Below are 15,544 nucleotides of genomic sequence, written 5' to 3' on the forward strand. Positions count from 1 at the left end.
AACTGGGGAGGCGCGACCAAAGCTAGGGAATGACCGCTTCCCACCGTCCTCCCCTGTAGCTTTCGGTCCATGGCAGACAGCAGCGAGCGTAGGGTCGGTGACGCAACAGTGAATCAGGTAGCGGAGTACCTCGGACACCACCCCGAAACCATCCGGATCATGGCCCGGTCCGGCGACTTCCCTAACGCGTATAAGGCGGGGCGCGGCCGGCCGAACTCCCCGCTGCGGATCCCTTGGTCCGACGTTGACCGATACCGATCCTTGCAGCCCAGAGCCAGCAGCTAAATCATTTCCGGAAACGGAAAGCCGGAACCCGTGAACACGCTCGCGGGACCAAAGTGGTGCCTATGACACCCAAGCCTGAAGCCAAAGACTTTACTGGAACCCACCTTGCGGACCGCGAACGGACCCCGGCGGGCAAGGCCACCTGCCAGGAATGCCCGTTCAAGGAGAGCAACCGGGACCGTGAGAACGTCTTCGACCACTACCCGAATGAAAATCTGACTCGCTACTGGCGCGAGGTCTCCCAGGACGGGGACTTCTTCACCTGCCACATGTTCGGCGTCGACGCCTACGCCTTTGACGACTCTGCTAAGGCCCAGGGATTCAAAGCTCCGGTAAACATCGGTCACGCCAGGGAATGCGCCGGTACAGTCGCCATGCTCCGCCGCGAGCTCGACATCCTCAAGGGCTACGACACCTTGGCCGAGTACAAGAAGGCCCGCCCCACTGGCATAAGCGAGAAGACCTACCGTCGCCTGCAGGAACGCATCAGCGGTAAAGCGCAGCCTGCCCTGAACTTCTCCGACTTCGTGAAGCCCGACGACGTTATCCACCCGGAGGACTGGATCGACACCTCATCGGAACAGCGGATATTCAGCAAGGATGTCGCAGCAGACCTGCTGAACGTCATGGCCGTCCTGTTTCCGGAGACAAACGCCTGTGACTGCCCCACCTGCCGAAACCATGGCCAGGTGCACCTGATGAAGGATCTCACGACCGCCGGCGGCGAGACTGTGGAAGTAGATGCTGCCATGTTCCCGCTGCTCAACGCGCTTGCGCGGGCAGGCATCGAAACAACGGAATCATGCGTCAACCTCGCAGAGGCGGTGCAGGCGCTGGCCCCAGGAGAAATAGGATCCCTGACCAACATGGCCGCCGGCAAAATCAACTACAGGCCAATCATGCTTCGCCGGGAGCCCTTTATCCGGCTCAGCAACGAGACGCCCGCGGCCCAGGCTTTCCTCTTGGCAGCGGGACAGACTCCGGGCGTCACCGTGGAGACGGACGGTAAGCTCTCACAGCTGATCTACCGCAAGAAGGCAGAGGGGAGACTGCTGCGCATCGCCCAGGTCATCGGCGCTGCAGCCCGCCGGTAGCCACCATGCACATCACAGATGCCCCCTTTGTGGACACCTCAGCCGCGGACCTGACACACCAGCTCGGCCTAGGGCAAATCCCCGCCTTAGCCTCGCTCACCGTCGGCGCCGTTGACCTATACGTGTTGGGTGCATCCCATCAGGTGCGTGTAGGGGACTGGAGCGAAACGGTAGCCTGCCTGCCAGGCCGCTCCAGCCACCTGCCCGCAGTCATCACATCGCCCGGCTACACGTTCACCGCCAAGGTCCACACCTACGGCAGGGAAGGGCTCACCGCCCGCGTTCGGGAGCTCAAGGCGCACGTGCAAGGGCACCCCAACGGCCTTGTCGTCGTGTTCCAAGGCGATCCCCTGGCGCTCACTGCTATGACCACGACAGCGGATGCCGTGGGGATGCACTGGAACACCTGGCATGTTTACCCCCAGCACGGCCAAATAGTCACAACGGAGAGCTGGCTGGCTCCGCTTGAGAGTGGCATGGCTTGAACGATTAGCAGTACTGAATCAGCTCGTGGTCATGGGAGAGGCGGATGTCTGACTCCATCTGAAGTAACTTTTCGACAGGAGAATCCGGGCCAAGCCCGAGTTCATCAAGGGAAGGGCCCGTCACTTCGACAGCTTCTCGGATGATCGCAACGCAGGAAAGGTGTTCAGTGATCGGACTGACTGACGCAACGTTCACCGGTTGCCGTGGGCTGGCGCTTTCGATGGTCGCAGCAATCGTGTCTGACGGCAGTGCCGCAATGAAGATAACGTCGTCCAAGTCGTCCTTAGCCGCGTGATCTCGGAATTCTTTATTCGTCCTGATCTCATGGAGGACCCGGTCAAGCACCGCTAGACGAGATTCGGCGCGGAAATCGTGACGAGCTCGGACAAAGTACTGCACGTCATCCACCGTCAACGTTTCTTCGATGTGGACATGAAATTCGCCGTCTTCGGAAAGACCTGCGGCAATGGCAATCTTCATGATCTCGGCCGGACTCGGGTCCTGATCGAACGCGGCGACAATCCCCGGCAGCTGCGGGCTCGACAAAGAAACAGATTGGGTTTTGCCCCACCTAGTGATTATCATCTGGGCGGAATTTACCACGGAGAACCTCCTTTGCCTGCTCGTCGCTCAACCCTACATCTTTACGCAGAATCTTCTTCACCAATCCTCCGGAAATCTCCTTGGACGAATGTCCGGAGAACGTCAGAGGTGGATACTTCTCATGTTCGAGTGTCTCATGGCTACCCTTGCCGTTACCAGTGGCTACGTAACCGAGCTTGTCGAGGAGGCGCCGGAGCTTCTTTACGTCCATGGACGGATAGTCACTGCTTCCCACGCCACGTTTCCCCTGTCGCCCCTAGGGCTCCTGCCTGTCTTGGGCCCGGTGACAATCATATGCGGTGGGCCCGACAGTTCCTCGCTTCACCCACCGCTTACCCACCGGAAACAACAATTATCAACCGTGAGTGTTCATGACGATATGAGCTAGACCGCCTCAAATTCCGCTGAATCCCGCGGGCAACCATGAACATGCAATACCGTCCCAAACCGGCATCCTCTAATCCGCCGATAGCAGGCGGGTATTGCGAGCCGTCGAAGAAGATCAGGGGCATGCGTGTTCGGCCCCTGATCGATTCACGCTCATCCCTTCCAGGGTGTCACTGGCAGCCCTTCAAGATGTCAACTATGGCATCATGCTCAGCCGGCGTTACCCAGAGACTGTATTCGGCCTTGACGGCAGTCTGTCTTTCTACGTATTCGCATCGAAACGCTTTATTCGGCGGAAGCCATGTGGCGGCATCCTTGTCGCCCTTGGCACTGTTCGTGGGGCCGTCGGCTGCCATGAGGTTCAGTGGGTCGTTCGCGAGTTCTTTGCGCTGGTCCGCGGTCAGCTGCTGGGCACCTTTCTGCCACGCGTCGCTAAGCGGAACGATGTGGTCGATCTGGATGTCGGAGCTGCTGTCCCGCCCCCGGACGAAGTTGATAGTGGTGCCGGTGTACTTGTCCGCCAGAGTGCCTGACGCGACAACACAATTGTTGGTGCCAGGCTTGAATATTTCGCCGGTCAAGTCGCGGGCGAGTATGTCGTTCCTGGTATCGCAGCCGTTGTGGTCTGTGTCAGCCCAAGCAGGTCCAAACTCATCGCGGGTATAGCCCGTCTTCGGAGCGAGGCCCTTTACCGGGATGCTCCCGAGCTGGACGAGAGCCTTGGATGCTTCACTGGCGGTGCCAGCGACCGTCGGCTGACCCGCAAAGTTGCTCGGAGCAGACCCCATGCCCTCTATGGCATGGGCGGCAGCGTCACAACCAGCAAGAGGGCCAACCAGCAAGAACGCGGCGGCGGCGGTCAAGGCTGGGGCGATTGAGCGAATGATTTGAACGGCCCTTCCGTACGGCGAGGAGTTATTCCACGCTAACTTCGGCTACCTCATACAAGCGGTACGAGGACATGTCGTGCCCGCCACATCGGAGCAAGTGGAAGAACCGAGCCAAAAGCACCTGTCAGGCTGAATCAGTTCGCCGTGGCCAAGCGGACCTTGGAACGGGTCCCTATGAGTCGCTGCTTGGTCAGTGGCTGCTCCGTCGTTCGCAGGGGCTCGGTGCCGCCAGGAAGGATCTCACTCAATCTTGCAATCTCACGGATGTGCTCTGACGTAAAGATGATCTTTCCCTTGCCCCAGCAGGCGTGAGGGAACCTTCCACTGGTCGCGCCGTCACGCAGCCAAGACTCGGTGCAGCGCATCAGCGCTGCTGCTTCGGCAGGCTCAAAAAATTCGATATCCACAGCGTCTCCCACGAGTAGGTGCACGTTTCTCAGTACATGCGCCCGGCAGGACTGGCCGACATGACCGAATTCCCTAGCCGGTGGCGCCGCTTCTCGAAGGCTCGCTAAAGCCGCTGGAAGGCCGTCACCGAGCGTTCAGTGGCGTCAGCACCCACTTGCAGTGCCTCGGGCATCAGGTGCCCGTACACCTGCTCAGTCGTCTTCGTGGATGCGTGCCCGAGCCGGCGGGAAATGGTGAACAAGGGCACGCCGTCCTGGATGAGCCAGGACGCGTGGGTGTGGCGAAGGTCGTGAATCCTTGGGTTCTTAGTCAAGCCGATTGCCTGGGCCGTGCGAACGGCAGGGACCCAGTAGTCAGCCCAGAAGAGTTTGTGGACGATGCGCCCGCCCTTGGGCGTCGTGAACACCAGTTCCTTTCCTGGCCTGCTTGCCACCAGCGGAATCAGCAGCTCCACCAGGGCCGGGTTCAGCCCGATGGTCCTCTTACCGGCCCCAGTCTTCGTCGCGCCAACATAGAACTTGTTCTGCCCATCCCGCTTCCACGCTTTGTTGATCCGTGCAGTGGGCGGTTTGGACAGCAAGTCCACGTCAGCCACGGTCAAGGCTGTCGCTTCTCCGAAGCGCGTGCCGGTCATGACCAGGAAGTCCGTGAACGCCTTGTACCGCTCCTCCATCCCCTCCATGATGAGCCTGTACTCGGCATGCGTCAGGAACATGGCCTCATCTTCAGCCTTCTCAATGTTAGGAAGCTGCACACCCCTACAGGGGTTGCGGGTGATGTAGCCGAGCATCTCCGCTGTATTCATTGAGGCCGAAATCAGGCCATGGATATTGTGGATAGTTTTCGGTGCCTTTTCCTTGGCCATCATTGACTTCACCCAGTGGGCGATCACGCGATAGTCGACCTTGTCCACGGGGACGTGACCGATGACCGGCCGGATGTGGAGATCCAGCATGGTCTGATAGGTCTTGATGGTTCCGCTCGATGGTCGGATCAGCAGATCGATGTGCTCCTGGATGACTTCAGCCACAGTGGGGGGACGTTTCTCATTCGTCAGGATGGCGTGCTGAGCGATCTCAAAGGACTGGCCGTTGGCGTCCAACAGCCGCTTGAGGGTTTCCGCCTCTGCAAGAGTGGCTACTGTAAGGCCTTGGGCGGTCTTGGACTTCTTGTCCCGCCAGCGAACCATGTAGGACTTCGAACCGTCCTTTTTGGTGCGAGTACTGATGCTGGCCACACACAAAACGGTACGCTCGTGTACACACTTTGGCGGATTTTGTACACGCAAATTCCTTCAACAGGCCCTTGACCTGCGAAAACACTGTGCCCGAGGTGGGACTCGAACCCACACACCTTTCGATACCGCATTTTGAGTGCGGCGCGTCTGCCAATTCCGCCACTCGGGCGCGGATTACATGTAGCAAACCGCTACGCCCACAGCTGACTGTGAGCAACGCGATCGCTTCACGTACGCGGAATTACTCTACATGCAGATAGGCTGAATTCCAGAATCGCGCCGCCGTCGCCGCAAACGAACCCTGCAAGCCAAGTACAGCCGCGGTGGCACCTAAGATAGTGATGTCCCGCCGTACCTTTTCAAGGAGATCCCGTGACTGAACAGACGGAGTCCAAGCCCACATCCCAGCCGGCGCGCCGCGTCATTGTGGCAGAGGATGAAACCCTCATCCGCCTCGACATCATCGAGATACTGCGCGGCGAAGGCTATGACGTTGTGGGCGAGGCGGACAACGGCGAGAAGGCCGTCCAGCTTGCCGAGGAACTGAAGCCGGACCTGGTCCTGATGGACGTCAAGATGCCCGTCATGGATGGCATTTCCGCAGCCGAAAAGATCGTCAAGGCCCGCATCGCCCCCGTGGTGCTGCTGACCGCATTCAGCCAGAAGGAACTGGTGGAGCGTGCCCGCGACGCCGGCGCCATGGCCTACGTCGTGAAGCCCTTCACGCCCGCCGACCTCATCCCGGCACTTGAGATCGCGCTCTCCCGCCACGAGGAAATCAAGGCCCTCGAAAGCGAGGTCTCAGACCTGCAGGAGCAGTTCGCCACACGCAAGCTCGTGGAACGCGCCAAGAGCCTCCTCACCACCAAGATGGGCCTGACGGAACCGGAAGCCTTCCGCTGGATCCAGAAGACTTCCATGGACCGCCGCCTCAGCATGCGCGAGGTTGCCGAAACCATCATCAACCAGGTCAACTAGCCCGCCGACCGGGCCCTGAGGAGAATTTCGACGCCGGCCCGGTCACCAAACGGCCCGGTCACCAAAAGCAGAAGGACCCCTGCCAACCGGCAGGGGTCCTTTCGCATTCTGAAGACTAGGCCTTCTTCTTCTTTTCCGGCCAGGGGCCGAGCTTTTCCTTGTTGCTGGGCAGCTCTCCCCCGCGGGTGGAGTCGGCGAGGTCGCCTACCTTGTGCACCTTCAGGGAGTTCGTAGAGCCGGCCTTTCCGGGAGGCGAACCGGCAGCGATAACCACCAGGTCACCGTCCTCGACCAGGCCCATCTCCTCCAGGCTGCGGTCAACCTGCGCGGTCATGGCGTCGGTGTGGTCCACCATCTGCACCAGCACCGGCTGGATTCCCCAGGTCAGGGCCATCTGGTTCCAGACCTGCTCCACCGGGGTGAACGCGAAGACCGGCTTGATGGGGCGCAGGCGGGAAAGCCTGCGGGCGGAGTCGCCGGACTGGGTGAACGCACAGATGTACTTGGCGTCCAGCTGGTCGGCAATCTCGACGGCGGCACGCGTGATGGCGCCGCCACGGGTCCTGGGCTTGGTCCCCAGCGGGGGGACGCGCTCCAGGCCGTGGACCTCGGTGGATTCAATGATCCGGGCCATGGTCTTGACCGTCTCGATGGGGTACTTGCCCACACTGGTCTCACCGGACAGCATGACGGCGTCGGCTCCGTCCAGGACGGCGTTGGCGCAGTCAGAAGCCTCTGCACGGGTTGGACGCGGGTTGTCGATCATGGACTCGAGGACCTGCGTGGCCACGATGACCGGCTTGGCCCAGCGGCGTGCCAGCTCAACCGCGCGCTTTTGCACGATCGGCACTTCTTCGAGCGGCAGTTCCACACCCAGGTCGCCACGGGCCACCATGATCGCGTCGAACGCGTCGATGATCTCGGGCAACTGGTCCACGGCCTGGGGCTTTTCGATCTTGGCAATGACCGGCACGCGTCGGCCTTCTTCGTCCATGATCTCGTGCACGCGCGATATGTCCGAGGCGTCCCGGACGAAGGACAGTGCCACGAGGTCGACGCCGCGGCGCATCGCCCAGCGGAGGTCGTCCTCGTCCTTTTCGCTCAGGGCGGGGACGTTGACCGCCACGCCGGGAAGGTTGATGCCCTTGTTGTTGGACACCATGCCGCCGACGGTCACCTCTGCGACCACCTTGACGTCGTCGACCTCAATGGCGCGCAATGCCACCTTGCCGTCGTCGATCAGCAGGGCATCGCCTACCTTGACGTCCTCGGTGAGGCTCTTCAGGGTGGTGGAGCAGATCTCCTGGGTGCCGGGAACGTCCTCGGTGGTGATGGTGAAGATGTCACCCACGGCAAGGGCGTGCGGACCGTCAACGAAGCGGCCCAGGCGGATTTTGGGGCCCTGCAGGTCGGCCATGATGGCCACGGCCTTGCCAATGTCGGACGCGGCCTTGCGGACGTTCTCGTAGGTGTTGTCATGCACGGTGTAGTCGCCGTGGCTCATGTTCATGCGGGCGACGTCAACGCCGGCTTCCAGCACCGCGAGGGTGTTTTCGTAGCTGGCAATTGCCGGGCCGAACGTAGCCACAATTTTTGCGCGTCTCATATACCTACCCTATTGGTCTCTTGCATTGGTTAAGTTGTCGGCGAGGTGAACCCTCGATGCATCACCGGGGACGGCGGTCAGAGGACGGCGATGGCCCGGTCCGTCGGCGCAACCGGTGCGGGAAGGATGGTGCTTCCCATGAGGTACTTGTCCACTGCGGCAGCGGCGGCACGCCCCTCGGCGATGGCCCACACGATCAGGGACTGCCCGCGGCCGGCGTCGCCGGCAACGAAGACACCCTCGGTGTTGGTCATGTAGTAACCGTCCCGGGCCACGTTGCCGCGGCCGTCGAATTCGGCGTGCACCTGCTCAGTGATGCCACCCGGTTCGGCACCGGCGAAGCCGAGGGAGAGGAGCACCAGGTCGGCAGGGATGATCCGTTCGGTACCGGCCTTGGGGAGGCGTTTGCCGTCCACGAATTCGGTTTCGGCCACCTTGACCCCGGTGAGCTTGCCGTTCTCGCCAACGAACTCCACCGTGGAGGCGAGGTAGGTGCGTTCGCCGCCTTCCTCGTGCGCGCTGGCCACCTCGAACAGGGTGGGGAACGTCGGCCAGGGCTGGTGGCCGGCACGTTCCGACGGCGGCTGCTTGCCGATGGCCAGGGTGGTGACGGATGCAGCGCCGTGGCGGTGTGCGGTGCCCAGGCAGTCTGCACCAGTGTCGCCGCCGCCCAGGATCACCACATGCTTGCCGTGGGCATTGATCTGGTTTTCGATTGTCTCGCCGGCCACAGCGCGGTTGGCGGGCACCAGGTAATCCATGGCGAAGTGGACGCCGTCCAGGCCGCGGCCCGGGATGGGCAGGTCACGGGGAACCGTGGCACCCGTGCAAACCACGACGGCGTCGTAGCGCCTGCGCAGCTGCTCCCAGGTCACGTCGGTGCCCACGGAGACGCCGGTCCGGAAGCGGGTGCCTTCGGCCTTCATCTGCTCGACGCGGCGGTCCACCTGCTCCTTTTCCATCTTGAAGTCGGGGATGCCGTAGCGCAGCAGGCCACCGATCTTGTCATCGCGTTCGTAGACGGCAACAGTGTGGCCAACGCGCGTGAGCTGCTGGGCGACGGCCAGTCCGGCGGGACCCGAACCAACCACGGCAACGGTCTTGCCGGTCAGGCGCGCGGGTGGCAGGGGGCTGACCCAGCCGTTGTCCCAGGCCTCGTCGATGATGGAAACTTCCACCTGCTTGATGGTGACAGCGGGCTGGTTGATACCCAACACGCACGACGCTTCGCAAGGCGCGGGGCACAGCCGGCCGGTGAACTCGGGGAAGTTGTTCGTGGCGTGCAGGCGCTCGATTGCTTCCTCGCCCTTGTCCCGCCACATGAGGTCGTTCCACTCGGGGATGAGGTTCCCGAGGGGGCAGCCCTGATGGCAGAACGGGATGCCGCAGTCCATGCAGCGCCCGGCCTGGGCCTTCAGCGTGCCCTTTTCCTGGGCCTCGTAGACCTCTTTCCAGTCCATGATGCGGACGGGAACGGGACGGCGCGGCTGGGTTTCACGCTGGCGTACTTTCAGAAATCCGCGTGGATCAGCCACCGGTAACCTCCAGGATTCGAGACCATACTTCTTCGCCGTCGGGGTCAAGGCCCTCTTCGATGGCGTCGAGACGGGTTTGCAGTACGGCCGCGTAATCGCGCGGCAGCACCTTGGTGATGCGGGCAGCGGTGTCATCGAAGTTCTCGAGGAGGCGCGCCGCCAGCTGGGAGTCAGTTTCTTCCACGTGCTTGACCAGCAGGCCGTGGACGATGTCGCGGTCCTCGGAGTCCAGCTCGCGGAGCTGCAGCTCCCCGGACTCCAGCGCCTGCTTGTTGACGCGGGTGGTCCGCAGGTCCAGGACGTATGCGGTACCCCCGGACATGCCCGCGCCGAAGTTGCGGCCGGTGCGTCCGATGATCAGTGTCTGGCCGCCGGTCATGTACTCGCAGCCGTGATCGCCAATGCCTTCGACGACGGCGGTAGCACCGGAGTTGCGGACCAGGAAGCGTTCGCCCACCTGGCCGCGCAGGAACATCTCACCGCTGGTGGCGCCGTAGCCGATCACGTTGCCGGCGATGACGTTCGTCTCCGCTTTGAAGACGTTGGTACGGTCCGGGCGGACGATGATCCGGCCGCCGGACAGGCCCTTGCCCACGTAGTCGTTCGAGTCGCCGTACAGCCGCAGCGTGATGCCCGCGGGCAGGAACGCACCCAGGGACTGGCCGGCGGTGCCGTTCAGGGTGACGTCGACGGTGTCCGTGGCCAGGACGTCCGTACCAAAGGTCTTGGTGACCACGTGGCCCAGCATGGTGCCCACCGAACGGTCGGTGTTGATGACGTCCACGGTGATCTTCACCGGGCTGCGGTCCGCCAGCGCTTCGGTGGCCATGGTGATCAGGCGCTGGTCGAAGTGCTTGTCCAGCTCGTGGTTCTGGCCGGTCATGTTGCGCAGCGGCGCGTCGTCGTCGAACTCCAGGCCGTGCAGGATCGGGTCCAGGTCCAGGCCGTCGGCCTTCCAGTGGTTGATCGCCTCACGGGTGTCCAGGACCTCGGCGTGGCCGATGGCCTCCTCGAGGCTCCGGAAGCCAAGCCCGGCCAGGATCTCGCGGACTTCCTCGGCAAGGAACTCGAAGAAGTTGACCACGAACTCCGGCTTGCCGCTGAAGCGGGCGCGCAGCTCGGGGTTCTGGGTGGCAACGCCCACCGGGCAGGTGTCCAGGTGGCAGACGCGCATCATGATGCAGCCTTCCACCACCAGCGGAGCGGTGGCGAAGCCGAACTCCTCGCCGCCCAGCAGCGCGGCGATGACAACGTCGCGGCCGGTCTTCAGCTGGCCGTCCACCTGGACCACCACGCGGTCACGCAGGCCGTTGAGCATCAGCGTCTGCTGGGTCTCGGCCAGGCCAAGCTCCCAGGGGACACCGGCGTGCTTGAGCGAGTTCAGCGGCGACGCGCCGGTTCCGCCGTCGTGTCCGGAGACGAGCACGACGTCGGCCTTCGCCTTGGTCACGCCTGACGCCACGGTGCCGATCCCCACTTCGGAAACAAGCTTGACGTGCACGCGGGCCGAGGGGTTGGCGCGCTTGGCATCGTAGATCAGCTGCGCCAGGTCCTCGATCGAGTAGATGTCGTGGTGCGGCGGCGGAGAAATGAGTCCGACGCCGGGGGTCGAGTGCCTCGTCCGGGCCACCCACGGGTAGACCTTCTGCGCCATCAGCTGGCCGCCTTCGCCGGGCTTCGCGCCCTGCGCCATCTTGATCTGGATGTCGTCAGCGTTCGTCAGGTAGAGGCTGGTCACGCCGAAACGGCCGGAGGCGATCTGCTTGACGGCAGAACGGCGCTTCGGATCGAGCAGGCGATCCACGTCCTCGCCACCTTCACCCGTGTTGGACTTGCCGCCCAGCTGGTTCATGGCGATGGCCAGGGTCTCGTGGGCCTCCTGGGAGATGGAGCCATAGCTCATGGCTCCGGTGGAGAACCGCTTGACGATGCTGGAGACAGGCTCCACTTCCTCAAGGGGAACCGAAGGGCGCTCGTTCTTGAACTTGAGGAGGCCGCGGAGGGTCATCAGGTTCGTGGACTGGTCGTCCACTCCCCTGGTGTAGGCCTTGAAGATGTCGTAACGGCGCTCACGCGTGGCGTGCTGGAGCCGGAAGACGGTCTCCGGGTTGAACAGGTGGGGTTCGCCGTCGCGGCGCCACTGGTACTCGCCGCCACCCAGCAGCGGGCGGTGCGGCTGTTCGATGCCGCCTTCGGGGTAGGCCATCTGGTGGCGCGCGGAAACCTCGGCGGCGATGACGTCCAGGCCCACGCCGCCCAGCTGGGAGTGCGTGCCGGCGAAGAATTCGTCGACGAGTTCCTGGCCCAGGCCCAGTGCCTCGAAGGTCTGGGCGCCGGTGTAGGAGGCCACCGTGGAGATGCCCATCTTGGACATGATCTTCAAGACGCCCTTGCCGAGGCCCTTGATGAGGTTGTAGACGCCGTCCTGCGGGCTGACACCGGTGACGTCGCCGGCAGCGATGAGCTGCTCCACGGATTCCATAGCCAGGTACGGGTTGACGGCGGAGGCGCCGTAGCCGATCAGGACGGCCACGTGGTGGGTTTCGCGGACATCGCCGGCCTCGACCACCAGCGCGGTCTTGGTCCGGTTGGCGCTGCGCAGCAAGTGGTGGTGCACGGCGCTGACCAGCAGCAGCGACGGGATGGGCGCCCACTGGGCGTTGGAGTCACGGTCGGACAGCACAACGTACTGGACGCCGCGGTTGATGGCGCCTGAAACCTGCTCGCAGATTTCCGTGAGCCGGGCGCGCAGCGCGTTTTCGCCGCCTTCGGGCCGGTACAGGCCGCGGACCTTCATGGCCACGCGGTTGCCGTCGGCGTCCTCGATGTTGGCGATCTTGGCGAGCTGGTCGTTGTTGATCACCGGGAAGGGCAGCTGGACCTGGGACTGGCGGACCTGCTTGGTGTCCAGGAGGTTGCCGTTGGGGCCGATGGCGCAGGTCAGCGAGGTGACCAGCTCTTCGCGGATGGCGTCCAGCGGCGGGTTGGTGACCTGCGCGAACGACTGAACGAAGTAGTCGAAGAGCAGGCGGGGGCGCTTGGACAGCACGGCCACCGGGGTGTCGGAGCCCATGGCGCCCAGCGGTTCGGCGCCGGTGCGGGCCATGGGGCCGAGCAGGATTTTCAGTTCCTCCGTGGTGTAGCCGAAGGTGCGCTGGCGGATGTTCACGGACGCTGCGGTGTGGAGCACGTGCTCGCGCTCGGGCAGTTCGTTGAGGTCGATCAGGTTGTCCTTGACCCACTCCGCCCACGGGTTGGCGGCAGCGACCTCGGCCTTGACCTCTTCGTCGTCGATGATCCGGCCCGCTTCGGTGTCCACCAAAAACATCTTGCCCGGGGACACGCGGCCCTTCTTGACCACCTTGGAGGGCTCGACGTCGATCACACCCACCTCGGAGGCGAAGACGATCAGCCCGTCCTCGGTGATCCAGAAGCGGCCGGGGCGCAGGCCGTTGCGGTCAAGGGTGGCGCCAACGAGGTTGCCGTCGGTGAAGGAGACGGCAGCCGGGCCGTCCCACGGCTCCATCAGCAGGGAGTGGTACTCATAGAAGGCGCGGCGTGCCGGATCCATGGTGGCGTGGTTTTCCCAGGCCTCAGGGACCATCATCATGATCGAGTGCGTGATGGGACGGCCGGAGAGCCACAGCAGCTCGGCTACCTCGTCGAAGGACGCCGAGTCCGATGCGCCGGGAGTGCAGATGGGGTACAGCTCTTCCGGCGAGTCACCCAGCAGCGGGTTGGCGAGCTGGGACTGGCGGGCCCGCATCCAGTTCCGGTTGCCCTTGACGGTGTTGATTTCACCGTTGTGGGCAATGGTCCGGAACGGCTGCGCCAGCGGCCAGGACGGGAAGGTATTGGTGGAGAAGCGCGAGTGCACGATCGCGAGCTTGGTCTTGAACCGCTTGTCGGAGAGGTCCGGGTAGAACGGCTCCAGCTGCGCGGTGGTGAGCATGCCCTTGTAGACGATGGTGCGGGAGGACAGCGACGGGAAGTACACGCCGAACTTGTTCTGGGCGCGCTTGCGGATGCGCCAGGCGCGGGAGTCGAGCTCGTTGCGGTCCAGTTCCTCGCCGTTGGCGGATGCCAGGAAGGGCTGGGAGAAGTAGGGCATGCAGGCCCGGGCCATGGCGCCCACGAGGTCGGCGACTACCGGCACTTCGCGCCAGCCAAGGACCTTCAGGCCCTCGTCGGCGGCCAGTCCTTCGATGCCGGCTTTTGCGGCGTCGGCTTCACGCTGCTCGGCGGGAAGGAACGCTGTACCGGCAACGTACTGGCCGGGTGCGGGCAGCTCGAACTCGGTAACTGCCCGGAAGAACTCGTCAGGGATCTGCATGAGCAGGCCTGCGCCGTCGCCGGTCCCTTCGTCGGCGCCCACGGCGCCTCGGTGCTCAAGGTTGCGCAGCGCGGTCAGTGCAGCGTCGACGATGTCGTACCCGGGTTCGCCGCGCAGCGTCGCAATGATGGCGAGTCCGCAGGCGTCCTTCTCCTGTTCCGGGTTGTACAGCCCGGCGGCTTCCGGCATGGCTGCGAAGCGCTTGAACGGCGACATTGCAGTCCCAGGCTGGTCCGGTTCGGACCAGCTGGGAGTGTTAAGAGTTTGGGTCATGGGAGACGTCCTTCCTCCTGATCGTGCGTATGGAAGGGACACCGTTGGCCCCACTCGTCGGCGCCGCTGTTGAGGGCACAACAAAGTGTTGATTACTGGAAATTGTAGGCCAGCGCGGCCTGCTGAACTAACGGTTACGCAGGCCCCTGCCCGAGGCAACACCGGACCTCAGCTCTGTGCTGTCCGGACTTGCCCCATGCCACGACGTTGTGGTTTGCGGGCCCTTCGAGCGGTGGCTCTACTGCCCTGCGTGGCCGGCGCCCTACTTACCGGATCCGGCCTCCGATGCGGGTCCCGTGGCTGTGCTGCCGGAGTGTCCGGCAGCAGCCGCATCCGTTCCGGTCTTTGAGCCGGCCGGTGCTGCCGTGGCTTCTTCCGTGGGGTCGGAAGCACGCCTGGAACCGCTGTGGTTATCAGGGAGATTACCACGCGAATCACTATCTGAGACAACATTGTCCGGATCACGGACCTCTGTGACGGTCCCGGAATGTGGACCTGCCGCCACGGCCCCGTCCGGCTCCCGGCCGGCAAGGTAGACGGTGTCCGGTTCCGGACGGCCTTTGAGTCCCAGGAGGATGAAGGCGACCAGGGCCGCCAGGAACACAAAGATGCTGGTCCACACGTTGAGCCGGGCGGTGATGCCGAGGATGCTGATCTGTTCGGCGTCATCGATGCGCATGGCCTCAATCCAGACGCGGCCCAGCGTGTAGTACATGGCGTACAGCCAGAAGAGCCTGCCCCGGCGGAAGTTGAACCGCCGGTCAAGAACGAGCAGGATCAGGACGCCCGCCAGGTTCCACAGCGACTCGTAGAGGAAAGTGGGATGGAACAGGGTGTCCACGGGCATGCCGGCGGGAAAGTTCGGGTTGTTGGCGTCGATCTGCAGGCCCCACGGCAGGGTGGTTGGGCCGCCGAAGAGCTCCTGGTTGAAGTAGTTGCCCCAGCGCCCGATGGCCTGTGCCAGGAGAAGTCCGGGTGCCGCGGCGTCGACGAATGCGCTCAGCTTCACGCCGCTGCGGCGGCAGCCGATCCAGGCGCCGACGGCCCCAAGCACGACGGCGCCCCAGATTCCCAGCCCGCCGCGCTGGATCTGCGGGATCAGTGAGAGGTCACCCGTCCCGTCAAAGCCGGGACCGAAGTAGGCGTCTGGTGATGACACCACATGATAGAGCCGTCCGCCGATGATGCCGAAGGGGATGGCCCAGATGACGATGTCCCAGACGCTGCCCTCAGGGGCACCGCGCTTGGCCCACCGGACGGACGTCAGCCACAGGCCCACGACAATTCCGGCCAGGATACACAGCGCGTAGGCATGGATCCGCAGGCTGCCCCACGGAAGGGGGATGTCGAACCCTGACCAGTCCGGGCTGGGGATGCTGGCGGGCAGCAAAGTGGGGGCCAGGGCTGCTGCCTGAAGGAGTGGCTGCAC

The 15,544-nt window shown here is 63.6% G+C and carries 12 protein-coding genes and 1 tRNA gene; 4 read left to right on the forward strand and 9 right to left on the reverse strand.

Annotation, left to right across the window (positions count from 1 at the left end):
• Window positions 1–69: 69 nt before the first annotated feature.
• The 3 genes from IEW19_RS24220 to IEW19_RS09125 all read left to right on the forward strand — a co-directional run bounded on the left by IEW19_RS24220 (window position 70) and on the right by IEW19_RS09125 (window position 1,864).
• Window positions 70–285, forward strand: a complete 216-nt coding sequence (locus IEW19_RS24220; RefSeq protein WP_188571324.1) for a helix-turn-helix domain-containing protein — start codon at window positions 70–72, stop codon at window positions 283–285.
• Between the two features lie 62 nt (window positions 286–347).
• Complete coding sequence (locus IEW19_RS09120; protein WP_188571325.1) at window positions 348–1,379, forward strand: hypothetical protein; 1,032 nt, start codon at window positions 348–350, stop codon at window positions 1,377–1,379.
• 5 nt (window positions 1,380–1,384) lie between these two features.
• Window positions 1,385–1,864 carry a DUF2617 family protein gene (locus tag IEW19_RS09125; RefSeq protein ID WP_188571326.1) on the forward strand — a complete coding sequence of 160 codons (480 nt, stop codon included), beginning with the start codon at window positions 1,385–1,387 and terminating at the stop codon, window positions 1,862–1,864.
• Between the two features lie 4 nt (window positions 1,865–1,868).
• Here IEW19_RS09125 and IEW19_RS09130 read toward each other — a convergent pair whose 3' ends face one another.
• The 5 genes from IEW19_RS09130 to IEW19_RS09150 all read right to left on the reverse strand — a co-directional run bounded on the left by IEW19_RS09130 (window position 1,869) and on the right by IEW19_RS09150 (window position 5,559).
• Complete coding sequence (locus IEW19_RS09130) at window positions 1,869–2,468, reverse strand: hypothetical protein (protein ID WP_188571327.1); 600 nt, start codon at window positions 2,466–2,468, stop codon at window positions 1,869–1,871.
• Complete coding sequence (locus tag IEW19_RS09135; protein ID WP_188571328.1) at window positions 2,437–2,679, reverse strand: type II toxin-antitoxin system HicA family toxin; 243 nt, start codon at window positions 2,677–2,679, stop codon at window positions 2,437–2,439. Before IEW19_RS09135 ends, IEW19_RS09130 begins: the two co-directional genes overlap by 32 nt.
• A 346-nt stretch (window positions 2,680–3,025) precedes the next feature.
• Window positions 3,026–3,718, reverse strand: a complete 693-nt coding sequence (locus tag IEW19_RS09140; RefSeq protein ID WP_229748400.1) for an HNH endonuclease family protein — start codon at window positions 3,716–3,718, stop codon at window positions 3,026–3,028.
• A 538-nt stretch (window positions 3,719–4,256) separates the two neighbouring features.
• On the reverse strand, window positions 4,257–5,390 hold the full coding sequence (locus IEW19_RS09145) for a tyrosine-type recombinase/integrase (RefSeq protein WP_188571329.1): 1,134 nt from the start codon (window positions 5,388–5,390) through the stop codon (window positions 4,257–4,259).
• 87 nt (window positions 5,391–5,477) lie between these two features.
• A tRNA-Leu gene (locus IEW19_RS09150) sits at window positions 5,478–5,559 on the reverse strand.
• A 203-nt stretch (window positions 5,560–5,762) separates the two neighbouring features.
• Here IEW19_RS09150 and IEW19_RS09155 point away from each other — a divergent pair.
• Window positions 5,763–6,368 (forward strand): ANTAR domain-containing response regulator, encoded by a 606-nt coding sequence (locus IEW19_RS09155; protein ID WP_009358190.1) that lies wholly within the window; start codon window positions 5,763–5,765, stop codon window positions 6,366–6,368.
• A 115-nt stretch (window positions 6,369–6,483) separates the two neighbouring features.
• Here the strand turns inward: IEW19_RS09155 and pyk are convergent, their stop codons facing one another.
• The 4 genes from pyk to lgt form a co-directional block, all read right to left on the reverse strand.
• The gene (pyk, locus tag IEW19_RS09160; protein ID WP_188571330.1) at window positions 6,484–7,974 is read right to left on the reverse strand and encodes a pyruvate kinase; all 1,491 of its coding nucleotides are present in this window, start codon (window positions 7,972–7,974) and stop codon (window positions 6,484–6,486) included.
• Between the two features lie 77 nt (window positions 7,975–8,051).
• Complete coding sequence (locus tag IEW19_RS09165) at window positions 8,052–9,509, reverse strand: glutamate synthase subunit beta (protein WP_188571331.1); 1,458 nt, start codon at window positions 9,507–9,509, stop codon at window positions 8,052–8,054.
• On the reverse strand, window positions 9,502–14,115 hold the full coding sequence (gene gltB, locus IEW19_RS09170; protein WP_188571332.1) for a glutamate synthase large subunit: 4,614 nt from the start codon (window positions 14,113–14,115) through the stop codon (window positions 9,502–9,504). The genes IEW19_RS09165 and gltB overlap by 8 nt, the downstream gene beginning before the upstream one ends.
• 262 nt (window positions 14,116–14,377) lie before the next feature.
• Complete coding sequence (gene lgt / locus IEW19_RS09175) at window positions 14,378–15,544, reverse strand: prolipoprotein diacylglyceryl transferase (protein ID WP_188571333.1); 1,167 nt, start codon at window positions 15,542–15,544, stop codon at window positions 14,378–14,380.

Source organism: Arthrobacter liuii (assembly GCF_014639275.1).
GTDB lineage: Bacteria > Actinomycetota > Actinomycetes > Actinomycetales > Micrococcaceae > Arthrobacter > Arthrobacter liuii.

Excerpts from the sequence above, each read along its gene's own strand:
- IEW19_RS24220 (WP_188571324.1), top strand. The coding sequence starts at position 70 with ATGGCAGACAGCAGCGAGCGTAGGGTCGGTGACGCAACAGTGAATCAG.
- IEW19_RS09120 (WP_188571325.1), top strand. The coding sequence starts at position 348 with ATGACACCCAAGCCTGAAGCCAAAGACTTTACTGGAACCCACCTTGCG.
- IEW19_RS09125 (WP_188571326.1), top strand. The coding sequence starts at position 1,385 with ATGCACATCACAGATGCCCCCTTTGTGGACACCTCAGCCGCGGACCTG.
- IEW19_RS09135 (WP_188571328.1), bottom strand. The coding sequence starts at position 2,679 with ATGGACGTAAAGAAGCTCCGGCGCCTCCTCGACAAGCTCGGTTACGTA.
- pyk (WP_188571330.1), bottom strand. The coding sequence starts at position 7,974 with ATGAGACGCGCAAAAATTGTGGCTACGTTCGGCCCGGCAATTGCCAGC.
- gltB (WP_188571332.1), bottom strand. The coding sequence starts at position 14,115 with ATGACCCAAACTCTTAACACTCCCAGCTGGTCCGAACCGGACCAGCCT.